The sequence below is a fragment of the Labilibaculum antarcticum genome (assembly GCF_002356295.1).
Taxonomy (GTDB): Bacteria; Bacteroidota; Bacteroidia; order Bacteroidales; family Marinifilaceae; genus Labilibaculum; species Labilibaculum antarcticum.
Map to the genome: position 1 here is coordinate 3471135 of NZ_AP018042.1, position 15397 is coordinate 3486531.

Sequence of the window (15397 nt, forward strand, 5' to 3'; positions counted from 1 at the left end):
AAGGAAGCCGGCTTTTTTTATCGTTTTAATTTGTATTTATTCTGCAGTCTGTATTTCGCATGAATTGCCCATACAGTTTGGTCTCACTTCAGGTTGTTTCATTAGTTTTAATCGGAGTGCTAAAAAGTATAGCTGACAACCAACACAAATTCCAAATGCAGTTTCAACAAACATCAAAAGCATGCAGAGTAAACACAGCATACAAACTGATTCAAAAATTGTTGGGTCGCTTTGTAAAGGAATCGATAACAAAAATACTATAGCAGAAAGCGTTAAGCCTAAACTCCATGCGAATCTTTTTTGCACGGCACCGATGTATATCGGCTCTTGTTTAAACACGATAAGACGAGCAAGGACATTGGCCGGAGCGTATTTGGGATTGATGAAAACACTAATGGCAAAGTTGAGCACAATAAATCCTGAAACGTAAGGGATAGGAGCGTACTTTTTGAAAAATACCGCTGCGATTAAGGTCACAAAGATTGTTAAGAACAACAGTCCTGCTGTGGCGCGTACTTCTCTCTCGTTTAAAACTTTATAGCTAATTCCATCTACATATTCTCCAAAACTAAATCTTGACATCTTCTGATATATTTTATAGTAAAAATCGGATTGCAAAGTAATCAAAATACCTGCAGGTACTAATTGTAAATAGTTAAGGAAATGTTAAAGTAGGATTGACAGCCTAATCCTTGAAAGGATAAGAATGACTGTTTCAGAATTAGTATCTATTCATGGAATAAAAAAATCCGGCTCCCAAAAGGAAACCGGCTTTGTAAATATTTGTATCAGATTATCTAATCTGAGCTCCCAATTGTTTTTCGTAGCTCTTAATCAGTTTTTGCATTATCTTATCAATTTGCTTGTCTTCCAATGTTTTTTCAGTGTCCTGAAGAATGAAACTTACTGCGTACGATTTTTTATCAGCACCCAGTTTCTCGCCTTCGTAAACATCAAACAAAGAAACAGACGTTAGCAAGTTTTTTTCGCAGTTGAAAGCTATGGTTTTAATTTCTGCAAAGCTGGTTGCTTTGTCAATCAGTAAAGCCAAATCGCGTTTAACGGCAGGATATTTAGGAATTACGGTGTAAGAAACTTTGTTTTTAGTAGCCTCGCTAATCAGCATTTCCCAATCGAAATCGGCATAGTAAACAGGAACATCAATGTCCATTGCTTTTAGAATTTTACCGCTTACCATTCCCACTTCAACCAATACCTTTTTCTTAACGCCATAGCTTAAGCCTTCGGTAAATTGGTCGTTTTCGATTTCATTAATTCTTAATTTATCGATTTTAAAACCCAAACGTTTCAGTACATTTTCAGCGAAAGCTTTCATGTGGAAGAAGTTCGTAGGTTCTTCTTTCAGATTCCAGTTTGCAACTGTTTTGTTTCCACACATGAAAACGCCCAAATGTTCTTTTTCGAAATAGTTGTCAACCGGGTTTTCGTTTTCCGGATTTACGAAGTGTTGGTACGATTTACCAAACTCGTAGAATTTTAAATCCGCATTTCTGCGGTTGATATTGTAAGCAATACATTCCAAACCACCAAACAGGAGACTCTGACGCATTGCATTTAAATCGGAACTAAGTGGGTTGAAAATACGAACGGTATTCTCCATTTTCAGGCTTTCCAAGTTCTCGTAGTACGATGCTTTGGTTAACGAATTGTTCATGATCTCGTTGAAACCAGCATAGGATAATAGGTCTGCTATGGTATTTTTCAACTTGTGCTCGTCTGGTTTTGGTGCATAGCTTAATGATGCATTCACTTTTCCCGGAACTTCAACATTGTTGAAACCATAAATACGCAATACTTCTTCTACAATATCAGCTTCACGCTTAACATCTACTCTGTACGGAGGAACCAAAAGATTCAAAGTATCACCATCTTCTTTTTCAATACCAATTTCAAGAGCTGTTAAAATTTTCTTGATTGTTTCCTTACCGATTTTTTTGCCAATTAATCTTTCAATACGATCAACACTCACCTCAACTTTAAAATCGGCAATGGGGTTTGGGTAAATATCAATTACTTCAGATGAAATGCTGCCACCGGCAATCTCTTTAATTAAAAGAGCTGCGCGTTTCATGGCATAAATGGTATTGTTAGGATCTGTTCCACGTTCAAAACGGAAAGATGCATCGGTATTTAAAGCATGACGACGAGCCGTTTTACGAACAGATACTGCATCGAAATAGGCACTTTCAAGGAAAACCGAAGTCGTTGTTGCGCTAACACCTGATTCTAATCCGCCAAAAACACCAGCAATACACATTGGTTCTTCTGCGTTGCAAATCATCAGGTCGTTTTCGTTCAATTCTCTTTTTGTTTCGTCAAGAGTTGTGAATTGAGTTCCACCTGCCAGAGTTTTAACAATTACTTTATTGCCTGCTATTTTAGCGTAATCGAAAGAATGTAATGGCTGACCGGTTTCAAACAATACGAAGTTGGTGATATCCACTACGTTGTTGATTGGTTTTAAGCCAATTGCTTTCAAACGATTTTGCAACCATTCCGGCGATTCTGCTATGGTGATACCACTCACACAAACACCAGAGTAACGGTGACAAGCCTCTGGATTTTCTACAACAACCTCGATTGGAGTACTGTTGTTTTCAACCTTAAATGCTTCAACCGAAGGCATTTTGTAGTCTATATCTTTTTGTTGCTTTAAATAAGCAGCTAAATCTCTTGCAACACCAATGTGAGATGCACCATCAATACGGTTAGGAGTCAAGTCAATTTCAATGGCAATATCATCTTCTACATTGAAATACTTAGCTGCAGGTGTTCCTGCAACAGCTTCGGCAGGAAGTTCCATAATTCCCTCGTGACCAGTACCAACACCAATTTCGTCTTCGGCACAAATCATACCTAATGAAACCTCACCTCTAATCTTCGATTTTTTAATGGTAAAGCTTTCGTCACCATCGTACAAAACGGTTCCAACGGTAGCTACTACCACCTTTTGTCCTGCGGCTATATTAGCTGCACCACAAACAATTGGTAATAATTCTTCGCCATTCACATCAACACCTGTTATGCTCAAATGATCAGAATTTGAATGAGGAATACAAGTTTTTACTTCACCAATAATCAAACCTTCCAAGCCACCCTTAATGGATTGGATTTTCTCGATTCCCCCAACTTCTAAACCAATTTGAGTTAGAATGTCATCCATTTCAGCAGGCGTAAGATCAATATCAATGTAATCTTTAAGCCATTTGTACGATACCTTCATTATATGTGTATTTTATCAGATAGTTTTAAACTTTATGGATAAAGTGATGCATTTACTTCACTTTATTCTACAAGCTTACAAAAGTAGAAATTTTACCTCCAAGTAACAAGCGGGATAGAGGCTTTAAATTCGTAGGCTTTAAGAAAATGAATTAACTCCTAAGCGATCCGTTTCACTCATTATACTTAGTGTAATGCGCATGGGAACACAAACATATTAAGAGACTTCCTTTGTGTTCCTTTGTAAAATTCTTAGTGTTTCCTTTGTGGTTAAAATATTTATCGTTCTAGTAAATTGATTATTGCCCCGAATTCGAATATATTTGTAGCATTATCAAAATAGAGATATGAGCGAGTCAAAAGAGAAACCCATTATACTAGTTACCAACGACGATGGTCTTAATGCTAAAGGAATAAAGGCTTTAGTGGCTATGGTTAAAGATTTCGGAGATATTTATGTGGTTGCACCCAACCGAGCCAATTCAGGAAAATCGAATTCCATAACGGTAGAAGTTCCTATTCGAATAAAACAAGTTCGGGATGAGGAGAATCTGCATATTTATAGTTGCAAAGGGACGCCAGTTGATTGTGTTAAGCTTGCATTGAATAAAATTTTACCCCAAAAACCTGATTTTCTGGTTTCTGGGATTAATCATGGTGCTAATACTTCTATAAGTGTTTTATACTCCGGAACAATGGGTGCCACTATTGAAGGTTGCATCAATGGAGTTCCATCCATTGGATTTTCCTTGAATGCGTTTGCTACTGATGCTGATTTTACAGAATCGATAAAATATGGACGTAAAATATTTGCCAATTTGGTGCAAAATGGATTGCAAGCTGGTATTTGTTTAAATGTGAATTTTCCGAATAATGAGATTAAAGGCATTCGTGTGTGTCGCCAAGCTATTGGTCGATGGAATGAGGAATTTGATCATAGGCAAGATCCTTTTGGAGGAGATTATTACTGGTTAACCGGGCATTTTAAGAATGCGGAACCCAATGCAGAGGAAACTGATGAATGGGCGATTCAAAATGGCTTTGCATCTGTGGTTCCTACTCAAATTGACATGACAGCTCACGATTTATTAGAGGATTTAAAAAAATGGGATTATGAAATCAAAGATTAATTCAACCACATTAGGATTGATTATTGGACTTTTGGTTCCTCTTTTAGTTATTTTGTTGGTTTATGTAATTAGATTCCAGTCTAATATGAGCTTGCAAACCTTTATTGACAGTATGTTGGTTCACCGGATTTACACAAAAGTAATTGCATTGGGAGTGTATTTTGGAAACATTGTGTTCTTCTTTATTTTTATTAAAACAGATCTACTAAAGGCTGCCAAAGGAGTATTACTAGCAACTATTTTGTATTCCCTGGCTATCATGGTTTTCCGTTTTGGAATGTAATGCGCATAGATATAATATTATAGATGCGAGATTGTCATATGTAATTTCTCATTTCTTTAATCTCAGCTCTCAAATTTTTTTATAAAATGAAATACTATATCATCACAGGTGAGGCATCGGGAGATCTTCACGCATCGAACTTAATGAAAGAATTGAAAATTCAGGATCCTGAAGCTGATTTTCGATTTTGGGGAGGTGATTTAATGCTTGCACAGGGAGGCGAATTAGTGAAGCATTATCGTGAAACTGCCTTTATGGGCTTTCTGACTGTGGTGAAAAATCTGGACAAGATAAAAGCCAATTTTGCTCTCTGTGAAAAAGATTTACTGGAATTTCAAGCTGATGTTTTGATTTTGGTTGACTATCCCGGCTTTAATTTGCGAATGGCAAAATTCGCTAAAAAACGTGGAATTCGAGTTCATTACTATATTTCTCCTAAAATTTGGGCTTGGAAAGAATCTCGAGTGAAAAAGATAAAGGCTTATGTGGATAGGATGTTTACTATTTTTCCATTTGAAACTGAATTTTATCAGAAACACAACTTTGAGGTGAGTTTTGGTGGAAATCCACTTTTAGATGCTCTCGAGAATAGATCGAATAAAGAAGAAGGTTTCCCGGATTTTATTACTAGAAACAAATTGAGCGAAAAGCCAATAATAGCCTTGCTTGCCGGATCTCGTAAGCAGGAAATTGAGCGGGTTTTGCCTGTTATGTTGGAATGTGTCGAGTCTTTTCCTGATCATCAGTTTGTTGTTGCTGCCGCTCCATCTATAGATGCTGAGTTTTATGCATCAGTAGTAGGAAATCAAAAGGTGCAATTCGTTTATGGGCAAACCTACGATTTGTTGCAACAGGCGCAAGCAGCTATCGTTACTTCAGGAACAGCTACTCTGGAGACTGCATTGCTTCGTGTTCCTCAGGTTGTATGTTATCTTACAGGAGGCGGAAAACTATTATTTACGATTGGAAAGCGTCTCTTGAAAGTAAAATACATTTCATTGGTGAATTTGATTATGGATCAATTGATTGTAAAGGAGCTAATTCAGCACACTTGTACTAAAGAGATGATTACTGAAGAGTTAAATCAGATTCTATTCGATAAAGACTATCGCACTCAAATGCTTTACAATTATCAATTATTAAATGAAAAATTAGGAGGAGCTGGCGCATCTGCTCGCTTTGCTAAAATGATTTACGAAGACCTGCAGAAATAAATCATTTTTATTCTGGTAATACCTTCGCTGTAGGACTTTGATTATTTATCTGAACTTTTGTGATCTCAATTTCTGGATTTCCTTTGTAGTAGATATTTCCAATATTGTAAATGGTGACGTTTAGTTTTTCTTCAGCCCACACATGTGCTTCTCCTATGCCATTTTGGCCTATGGATATCGTTTTGGATTGTAAATTGGACGATTTTATATTTGTAATTCCGTTGAGCGTATAGTTGGCCAAAGGGCAAATTCCGGCAAATTCATAACCGCCGCTCACGCTGCCGTGCGAGTGAAATTTCATACTCGCGTAATCTAAAGTAAGATTCATCTCTACTAGTTCGGCATCAGCTGTAATGTCAATGTAAAGATTGTCTCCGTTTAATGTGCCGTTACTGCTAATTTCTGCAGGAGAGTCAATTGTTATTGTCTGAAGATCTTTCAAATGAATTTCGGCAGTGATAAGGTCGTAATTCCGGGTCCAGTTTTGATATTGATGATCCAAAATTATTTCTTGATCAGAAAAAGAGATCGTAGCTTCTTTCAATACATTTTCGCCTCCTTTAAGCAAAAGATATTCTTCATCATCCTGAACAATTTCAATAGTAAAAGTGTTCAAATTTTTTATTTGTGTAATTGCAGTAAACTCATAGCGTGTTTCAGTATAATCACCTTCTTCTTCGAAGAGGTTTAATTTACTGCACGAACAAAAAATAAGTAGTATCAGGCTCAGAATTAATATTTTATTTGCCATGTTTCTTTTTTGAGATTCTATATCCAATTCCCCACTCAATAAAATCGGCTTGACCCAAATGAGCTTTCAGACTTAAATTTGCTAAAAAATGTTCATTTAATTGATATCTTAATCCCAATCGTGTATAAATTGGCTTTTCAGGTTTTGTTTTATATATGGTATAAACCCCAATTTGTGCAATAATTGACAATTTATTGATTACTAAATCGTGGGATATAAATAAGCCCTGACTGAATCTATCCTTGAAACTGGTTTGGGGTGTGAAATTCCATTTTCCACGATTTGCCGATTTATCATAGAATAAATCCATTCCGAATCCTATCCTTCGTTTTGCATTAATCCCAATTGAATAGCTTCCCGATAAACTTGTTGCGTAGTATTTGTGGTTATCTATTTCGGCAGATTGTTTTATTCCATGATTCCATAATAGGAGAATCTCATTCTCTAAATCTTTCATCCCAGATACCGGAACTGGCTTTTTTTCCCGATTTCCATTCCAAAAATATGTTAGCCCAACACTACTGGTAAGTAGATTTAATCCTTTATTTGGTGAACTGAAAGATCCATTTGATAAGTGATTAAATCCAATTCCGCCATTAATATTCCATTTGGAGTTAATAGAGTATGCTCCATTTGCCATCAATTTAAAAAAGGCATTGAATTTTGTCCCAAGTGCAATGTTTTGGTAATTATCAACCGGATCGAAGTGCTTTTTTGTGTAACCAAGTCCAATTCCCAACTGTGTGTTAAACTCCCATTTGTTTCCTCTCTTTAAGGGGAAATTTATATATGGGAAAATGGCAGTAACATTTCCTAATATTTTATCGTTGCCCAAACTTCCATGATACAATCCTATTCCAATTTCAGGTTGTTTGTATAGTTTCGCCCAGTTTTTTTCGTTGGATGGGATATAGCCAAAGTTTAACTCGACAGCAGAAATTTGATCATTTATCAAATAGCTAATGGATTTATGATGAGGCATCACTACACCGTAATGATATCGTAGGGTAGTGGTGAATATATCTTTCTCAGATTTCTCTTGGGCAGATAGATTTGTACAGACAAGAAAAAATATTAAAAGAAGAACCTGTTTTATCATTGTGTCGTTTTGTTTTCGGGAAAGGTCTTTGTTAAAATGATAACTTAGAACCTAGCTCGAAAAAAATGTAGTTTTCAATTGAACTTTTAAATTATGGTTTAAATTTATGTAAGTAAATTGATTTGGCAAAGAGTTTTTTCAACTGGAATAATTTTGCAAATTTGTAGAATAAGAATTTTAACCAGAACATAAGTATATGTTGTCACTCCTTAGTAAGGAAGTTCGGACTTTTTTTAGTTCAATTTCCGGATATTTAATTCTTTCCATTTTTTTAATTGCAACAGGCTTGTTTGTTTGGGTTTTTCCTGGAAATTCGAATCCTTTGGATTCAGGATATGCAAATTTGGATGTGCTTTTTGAAATGGCACCCTGGATTTATTTGTTTTTAATTCCTGCAGTATGCATGCGTTTTTTCGCAGAGGAGAAAAAACAAGGCACCATCGAACTATTAATGACTCGACCAATATCGGATATGGGAATTGTATTGGCAAAGTATTTTGCCGGATTAGCAGTTGTCGTATTTTCTCTACTGTTCTGCTTGGTTTATTACTACTCAATTTATTATTTAGGAAATCCTGTTGGAAGTATTGATTCCGGAGCATTTTGGGGATCTTTTATTGGACTGTTTTTATTAGCTGGCGTTTATGTTTCAATTGGAGTGTTTGCCAGTTCATTAACCGATAATCAGATTGTCGCCTTTTTGTTAGCTCTGGTGTTTTGTTTTGTTTTTTATATTGGATTCGATTATTTAGGAGATATGAGTAGTATGCAAGCTATGCAAAGTAGCATTGTTTCAATGGGTATTAACGATCATTACCGGTCAATTTCAAGAGGGATTGTTGATTCTCGTGACTTGCTGTATTTTGTAGGGATTATACTGGCTTTTCTTTTGTTGACACGAACAGTTCTTAAGAGTAGAAAATGGTAATTGAATTTAAATATGTTACAAAATAGAAAATTAAAAGACCTTTTTCAATTACTGATATCACTATTGGCTTTAGTAATTGTAATTCAAGTTTTACAAGTGTATTTTTTTCGTTGGGATTTGACTTCAGAAAAACGATATTCTTTATCGGATAATACCAAGAATTTAGTATCTGATTTAGAGAAGGATTTGTATTTTGAAGTTTACCTTTCAGGAGATTTACCAATCGGATTTGAGAAACTGCAAAAGGCTTGTTTGGAAATGATTGACGAGTTTTCTTCCTACTCCAATGTTACTTTATCATATGCTTTAATTGATCCTAATGATATTGCCAATCCGCAAAAGCGGAAAGAGCTTTTTGATCAACTGGTAAGTAGAGGATTGAAACCAATAAATTTACAGGAAAAAACTACAGATGGAAGTTTAAACCAGAAGCTGATTGTTCCCGGAATTATTATTCATGATCGGGAAAAAGAAACAAGCGTTCATTTGCTAAAAAGTGTGGCTGGTTTGTCTTCCGATCAAAATTTAAATCATTCTATTGAAGAATTGGAATTTGAATTGACCTCTGCCATTCGAATGCTTCAGACGAATACGCCTAAAGAAATTGCATTTCTTACAGGTCAAGGAGAGTTGGACGAGTTTGAAGTGGCCGATTTTACAGCTTCCTTATTGCAAAGATATGAGGTGAAAAGGATTAAAGCGCAGGATTTGAATTCCAATAAATCTCGATTTTCAGCATTGGTCATTGCACAACCACGTAAGGAGTTTACTGAGGAGGATAAATACAATATCGATCAGTATGTAATGAATGGTGGAAGTGTGGTGTGGCTGATTGATGAGGTGATTGCATCCATGGATAGTTTGGTGACAAAGGAGAGCACCATGGCCTTTTATCAGCCATTGAATATGGAAGATCAGTTGTTTAAATATGGTGTGAGAATAAATCCTGATTTGGTGATGGATGTTCAGAGTCAGTTGATTCCTGTTCAAACAGCATTGCCTGGACAGCCTGCTAAATTTACACCGGCACCTTGGTACTATTCACCATTATTGGTAGCTCCCGATTCTCATCCTATTACACGGAAATTGAATGTGATAAAAGCTGAATTTGCAAATTCAATTGATTTTGTGGGAGATAATAAACAAATTAAAAAACAGGTTTTATTGGCTAGCTCGGATTACACTAGACTTGAAAAAGTACCTAAACCAATTAGCTTGGATATTGTAAATAAGAGGATGGAGGCATCCGATTTCCCCGCAGGATCAAAAAATATAGCCGTTTTATTAGAGGGAATATTCCCATCTGTTTTTCAAAACAGGATGTGGAAAGGGATTGATAAAAGCAATTTTAAATCGGAAAGTGTTCCAGCTAAAATGATTGTGATATCGGATGGTGATATAATTAAGAACAGGGTTAGAGGAGTAGGTAATAACCGTCAAATTGAAGCTTTGGGATACGATAGATATAGTAAAAAAACATATGGCAACAGAAGCTTTCTCTTGAATTGTATTGACTATCTGTGCGATGATCGTGGATGGATGGAATTGAGATCACGTGAAGTGAAATTAAGAATGCTAAACAAAACCAAAATAAGATCGGAAAGGTTGTTTTGGCAAGTTGTTAACGTGTTACTGCCTCTAATTCTACTGCTTGTTTTTGGGCTTATCCGCTTCTATGTAAGAAAACGAAAATTTGCCACATCTGGTCAATAGAATATTGCTTAGAAATACTATTTTTGCAAGCTGTAAAATACAATTTAAGACGAAGTTAATCTGTATTGAATTGCATTTTTATGATTTTTTAAGTGGCATGGGAATGTGTTTTAATGGTAAATTACATGTATTCAATTAAATAGTAATTTGATTGAATGGAAACGGATTCGTTTTTTGAATGAATAATGGCAAGTTTACCTAATAAATTTGTATATTCACCACTTATTATTTGCCCTACATCTGTACTTAAGTATAAGTGAGAAAAGGGGGTTTAGTTTTGATTTTTTTGGTTAATTTTAAAATATTATGCAAATGAAATTTGTAGTGTCAAGTACAGAATTGTTAAGTCATTTACAGGCAATTAGTCGCGTTATTAGCAGTAAGAATACCTTACCTATTCTCGATAACTTCTTGTTTGAGCTAAAAGATGATCAATTGGTAGCTACTGCTTCGGATTTAGAATCTACCTTAATCACTACTATTCCATTGGAGACTTCGGTAGGAGAAGGGGTAATTGCTTTCCCAGCAAGAATTTTGACTGATACTTTAAAAGAATTTCCAGAGCAACCACTAACATTTGATATTGACTTAACTTCTTTGGCAGTAAAAATTACTTCCGAAAATGGAGTGTTTAGTATCGTTGGACAGAATGGCGAAGATTTTCCAAAACTTCCTGTAAAACAAGAAACTAATTTGGTAAATATCTCTGTTGAAAGTAAAGTTTTGCTAACTGGGGTTAATAAAACATTGTTTGCAACGGCTGATGATGAACTTCGTCCTGTGATGAACGGAATCTTTATTGAGTTGGGAAATAATGATCTAACTTTTGTGGCTTCTGATGCTCACAAGTTAGTTCGATACAAAAGATTAGACGGAAGATCTGAGGTTGAATCATCATTTATCTTACCCAAAAAGCCAGCTTCTTTATTAAGGAATATTCTTCCAAAAGAAACAAATCCTGTTTTGGTAGAGTTTGATGAGAAAAATGCATTTTTCACTTTGTCTAATTACAAGTTAATCTGTCGTTTGGTTGAAGGGAATTATCCAAGTTACAACTCGGTTATTCCTAAAACGAATCCAAATAAATTAACAATTGATAGAGTTGAGTTATATAATACACTGAAGAGAGTTTCTGTATTTTCGAATCCAGCAAGTAACCTGATTAAATTTGAATTGAAATCAAATGAATTGATTGTTTCTGCTCAGGATATAGACTTCTCAATATCTGCAAGAGAAAGATTGCAGTGTCAGTACGAAGGACAAGAATTGGAAATCGGTTTTAAATCGGTTTTCCTTTTAGAGATTTTAGCTAATATTTCTTCCTCGAATGTTATGATTGAATTATCAGATCCAACGAGGGCTGGTATCTTCTTACCCTATGACAATGATAATGCTGACGAGGATGTATTGATGTTGTTAATGCCAATGATGATTAATGCATAAGCCAAGAATAAAAACATGATTAAAAAATAAAAACAAACCCAACAGAACGAATAGTCCTGTTGGGTTTTGTATTTCAATAGTATAAGTTAACATTTCATAAGAACACCATGAATCTGAATTTAAAGAATCCAATCGCCTTTATTGATCTTGAAACAACAGGAATTAATGTTGCAAAAGATCGTATCGTAGAAATCTGTATTGTTAAAGTAAATCCGAATGGTGATGAGGAGGTGAAAACTTACCGAGTAAATCCTGAAATGCCAATTCCTGCTAAGTCGAGTGCTATTCATGGTATTATAGACGAGGACGTGAAAGATGAGCCAACATTTAAGGAAATAGGCAAGACTATTGCAAAATATCTGGAAGGGTGTGATTTGGCAGGTTACAATTCTAACCGATTCGATTTTCCCTTGTTGGCCGAGGAATTCTTGCGTGCAGATATCGATTTTGACATGAAAAAAAGGAAGTTTGTTGATGTACAGACTATTTTTCACAAAATGGAACAACGCACCTTGGTTGCTGCTTACAAGTTTTATTGCAATAAGGAATTGGAAGGAGCACATGGTGCTGAGGCCGATACGAAAGCAACTTATGAAGTGTTAAAATCACAGCTGGATAAATACGATATTTTGGAAAATGATATTGATTATCTGGCGAAATACTCAACTCAGAATCATAATGTTGATTTTGCAGGTTTTATTATTTTGGATGAAAATGGAGTTGAAACTTTTAATTTTGGGAAAAATAAAGGTGTGTCTGTAGAAAAAGTATTGGCTGATCAACCCGGTTATTATGGATGGGTGATGAATAGCGATTTTCCTTTGTATACCAAAAAGGTACTTACAGAGATTAAGTTGAGAGGGTTTAATAAGTAAACGATTATTCGATGAAAATTTTAGCAATAGGAAGGAATTACGTGAATCACGCAAAGGAACTCAATAATCCGGTTCCTGAAGAGCCGGTGGTATTTTCTATGCCCGATTCGGCACTTTTAAAAAGTAATAATGATTTTTACTTTCCTGATTTTTCAAAAGACATACACCATGAGGTGGAAGTGGTCGTGAAAATTTGCAGAGTAGGTAAAAATATACCAGTGGAATTTGCTCATCGTTACTATGATGAGATTGGCTTAGGAATTGATTTTACTGCTCGTGATATACAAGCAGAATGTAAAAAGAAAGGTTTACCATGGGAAAAAGCCAAGGCTTTTGATGGTGCTGCTCCAATCAGCAAATTTGTTTCTAAAGATAAATTTGAAGATGTTGGTAATTTAAATTTCCTTTTGGATATAAATGGGAGTAGAGTGCAGACAGGTAATACCTCTAATATGATTTTTTCAATTGATTATTTAATTTCTTATTTGTCACAATTTTTCACGCTAAAAATTGGAGACCTGATTTATACAGGAACACCGGAAGGTGTAGGACCAGTTAAAATCGGTGATCATCTGGTTGCGGAGCTGGAAGGGCAAAAAATGATGGATTTTTACGTTCGTTAGGGTAAATACTGTACTATTTCTGTATTTAATAAATGAAATGACCGAAACGCTTATGTTTACGGTCATTTTTTATAATCTATTGAGAGGTAACTACTTTAGTTCGTGCCTGATTGATCTAAATGTCCTATTTTAATGATAATTAACACTTTAGCTTATTGACTTCCAAATCGAAAACCTTTTAAAAGTTGGGAAACATCACTATCTTTGCAATAATACTACAACTAAAAAACTTTTATGGAATATCAACATTGGGGCAAATTAATTCGAGATCGGATTGAAAAATATTCAGATCGAATTGCGATGCACTATAAGGATGGCAAAAGTGGCGAATGGGTTGGTGTAACTTGGACTGAATTTGGTTTGGAAATTCGACAAATATCAAAAGCTCTTATTAAAATGGGTGTTGAAGAAAAGCAAATGGTTGCTATCTTTTCACAAAATATGCCAGAATGGATTACGGCCGATTTGGCGATCATGAGTATTCGCGGAGTAACCGTTCCGATTTATCCTACTAATTCTACAACCGAAGCAAAATATATAATTGAAGATTCTGAAGCACAAGTTGTTTTTGTTGGAGAACAAGAGCAGTACAATCGTGCAATGGATTTAATTAAGACGGTTCCGCACGTAAAAATGGTAGTTGCTTTCGATAAAAATATAGTTTTATCCGATTTAGAAAGGTCTATGCATTGGGATGAATTCTTGATTTACGGAAAGAATTCTTTGATGGGACATCAGTTCGAAGATCGATTTGCAAGAGCTGAATTAGATGATCTTGCAACTCTAATTTATACTTCAGGTACTACAGGTGAGCCAAAAGGAGTGATGATTGATCACAATAACATTTCAAGTGTATTGGTTTCACATGATGCGGAGTTAAATGTATCTGATAAAGATATTTCTCTTAGTTTCTTGCCTTTAAGCCATGTTTATGAACGAATTTGGTGTTTCTACTGTTTTCACCGCGGAATAGAGATTTATTTCAATCTTGATCCTAAAAAAATTGGGGATGCAATGAAAGAGGTAAAACCGACTCTAATGTGCACGGTTCCTCGAATTTACGAGAAGATTTATGCGGCCATTCAGTCGAAAAGTAAAGATGCTTCATCTGTGAAGAGATCTTTGATGAATTGGGCGATTAAAATTGGAAAGAAACACAATAATGAATACCTCCGGTTTGAGAAGAAGGTTCCTTCTGTATTAGCACTAAAGTATAAGATTGCCGATAAATTAGTTCTGAGCAAACTTCGTGACATATTTGGTGGAAGAATTAAATTTATGCCATGTGGTGGAGCACCCTTGGACTCTACTATTATTGAATATTTTCACGCCACAGGTTTAAATGTGAAAATGGGGTATGGCTTAACAGAAACCATGGCAACAGTTTGTTTGTATGGTGATAAGTATATTGATTTTAACACAACTGGTCGTATAATTGTTGGAACTGACATTAAGGTTGGTGATAACGATGAAATTTTAGTAAAAGGCCCAGGTGTTATGCGGGGATATTACAAGAAGCCTGAAGCGACTGCCGAGGTGATGAAGGATGGTTGGTTTTGCACTGGTGATGCAGGTCAAATTGATGAGAATGGTACCGTGACTATAACAGATCGGATTAAAGATTTGATGAAAACTTCGGGGGGGAAATACATTGCTCCGCAAAAGTTGGAAAAAACCTTGGTTAACGATCAGTTTATTGAGCAGATAGCTGTGATTGGGGATTGCCGAAAATACGTAACTGCTTTGGCAGTGCCCGCAATGGAGCCTCTGCAAAAATATGCATTGCAGAATAATATTGGATTTGATACAATTGAAGAGTTACTTGGCAATTCTCAAATTATTGAGTTTTTTGAAAAGCGTTTTGAGGAAATGCAGAAAGAATTTTCTCGTTTCGAGCAGATTAAAAAATTCACCCTTTTACCGAAAGAATTTTCGATTGAGGCGGGAGAAATAACTTCAACTTTGAAATTAAAACGAAAAGTAATTCAGGAAAAATACAAACACCTTATTGATAAGATGTATAAAGAATAATAAACCCACCAGTTTATTTAGAAAACTCCGATAGAATTAATTTTCTGTCGGAGTTTTTTTTATT

Annotated in this window: 13 protein-coding genes; 9 read left to right on the forward strand and 4 right to left on the reverse strand. The window is 35.5% G+C overall.

From position 1 onward, the window contains the following. Positions 1 to 36 precede the first annotated feature (36 nt). On the reverse strand, positions 37 to 582 hold the full coding sequence (locus ALGA_RS13800) for a DUF4395 domain-containing protein (protein ID WP_096429952.1): 546 nt from the start codon (positions 580 to 582) through the stop codon (positions 37 to 39). A gap of 211 nt (positions 583 to 793) precedes the next feature. Continuing rightward, a complete protein-coding gene (pheT, locus tag ALGA_RS13805; RefSeq protein WP_096429955.1) occupies positions 794 to 3244 on the reverse strand; it encodes a phenylalanine--tRNA ligase subunit beta in 2451 nt (816 codons plus the stop codon). A gap of 346 nt (positions 3245 to 3590) precedes the next feature. Between pheT and surE the strand changes: the two genes are divergently transcribed. The 3 genes from surE (at position 3591) to lpxB (ending at position 5870) form a co-directional block, all read left to right on the forward strand. Next, positions 3591 to 4373, forward strand: a complete 783-nt coding sequence (gene surE / locus ALGA_RS13810; RefSeq protein WP_096429957.1) for a 5'/3'-nucleotidase SurE — start codon at positions 3591 to 3593, stop codon at positions 4371 to 4373. Beyond that, on the forward strand, positions 4357 to 4656 hold the full coding sequence (locus ALGA_RS13815) for a hypothetical protein (protein WP_096429959.1): 300 nt from the start codon (positions 4357 to 4359) through the stop codon (positions 4654 to 4656). The genes surE and ALGA_RS13815 overlap by 17 nt, the downstream gene beginning before the upstream one ends. A gap of 86 nt (positions 4657 to 4742) precedes the next feature. Then, complete coding sequence (gene lpxB / locus ALGA_RS13820; RefSeq protein WP_096429961.1) at positions 4743 to 5870, forward strand: lipid-A-disaccharide synthase; 1128 nt, start codon at positions 4743 to 4745, stop codon at positions 5868 to 5870. Positions 5871 to 5877: 7 nt separating this feature from the next. Here lpxB and ALGA_RS13825 read toward each other — a convergent pair whose 3' ends face one another. Beyond that, positions 5878 to 6621 (reverse strand): GIN domain-containing protein, encoded by a 744-nt coding sequence (locus ALGA_RS13825; protein WP_096429963.1) that lies wholly within the window; start codon positions 6619 to 6621, stop codon positions 5878 to 5880. Beyond that, entirely contained in the window at positions 6611 to 7720 is a 1110-nt protein-coding gene (locus tag ALGA_RS13830) for an acyloxyacyl hydrolase (protein WP_096429965.1), read from the reverse strand. The genes ALGA_RS13825 and ALGA_RS13830 overlap by 11 nt, the downstream gene beginning before the upstream one ends. Before the next feature lie 196 nt (positions 7721 to 7916). Between ALGA_RS13830 and gldF the strand changes: the two genes are divergently transcribed. From gldF to ALGA_RS13860, 6 genes are all read left to right on the forward strand, one after another. After that, positions 7917 to 8648, forward strand: a complete 732-nt coding sequence (gene gldF / locus ALGA_RS13835) for a gliding motility-associated ABC transporter permease subunit GldF (protein ID WP_096429967.1) — start codon at positions 7917 to 7919, stop codon at positions 8646 to 8648. 12 nt (positions 8649 to 8660) lie between these two features. Next, positions 8661 to 10361 (forward strand): gliding motility-associated ABC transporter substrate-binding protein GldG, encoded by a 1701-nt coding sequence (gldG, locus tag ALGA_RS13840; RefSeq protein ID WP_096429969.1) that lies wholly within the window; start codon positions 8661 to 8663, stop codon positions 10359 to 10361. A gap of 312 nt (positions 10362 to 10673) precedes the next feature. Further along, positions 10674 to 11804: a DNA polymerase III subunit beta gene (gene dnaN, locus ALGA_RS13845; RefSeq protein WP_096429971.1), complete on the forward strand. Its 1131-nt coding sequence runs from the start codon at positions 10674 to 10676 to the stop codon at positions 11802 to 11804. A gap of 107 nt (positions 11805 to 11911) precedes the next feature. Continuing rightward, positions 11912 to 12679: a 3'-5' exonuclease gene (locus ALGA_RS13850; RefSeq protein WP_096429973.1), complete on the forward strand. Its 768-nt coding sequence runs from the start codon at positions 11912 to 11914 to the stop codon at positions 12677 to 12679. A gap of 11 nt (positions 12680 to 12690) precedes the next feature. Next, positions 12691 to 13302, forward strand: a complete 612-nt coding sequence (locus ALGA_RS13855; protein ID WP_096429975.1) for a fumarylacetoacetate hydrolase family protein — start codon at positions 12691 to 12693, stop codon at positions 13300 to 13302. A gap of 234 nt (positions 13303 to 13536) precedes the next feature. Further along, on the forward strand, positions 13537 to 15333 hold the full coding sequence (locus ALGA_RS13860) for an AMP-dependent synthetase/ligase (protein WP_096429977.1): 1797 nt from the start codon (positions 13537 to 13539) through the stop codon (positions 15331 to 15333). Positions 15334 to 15397: the final 64 nt, after the last annotated feature.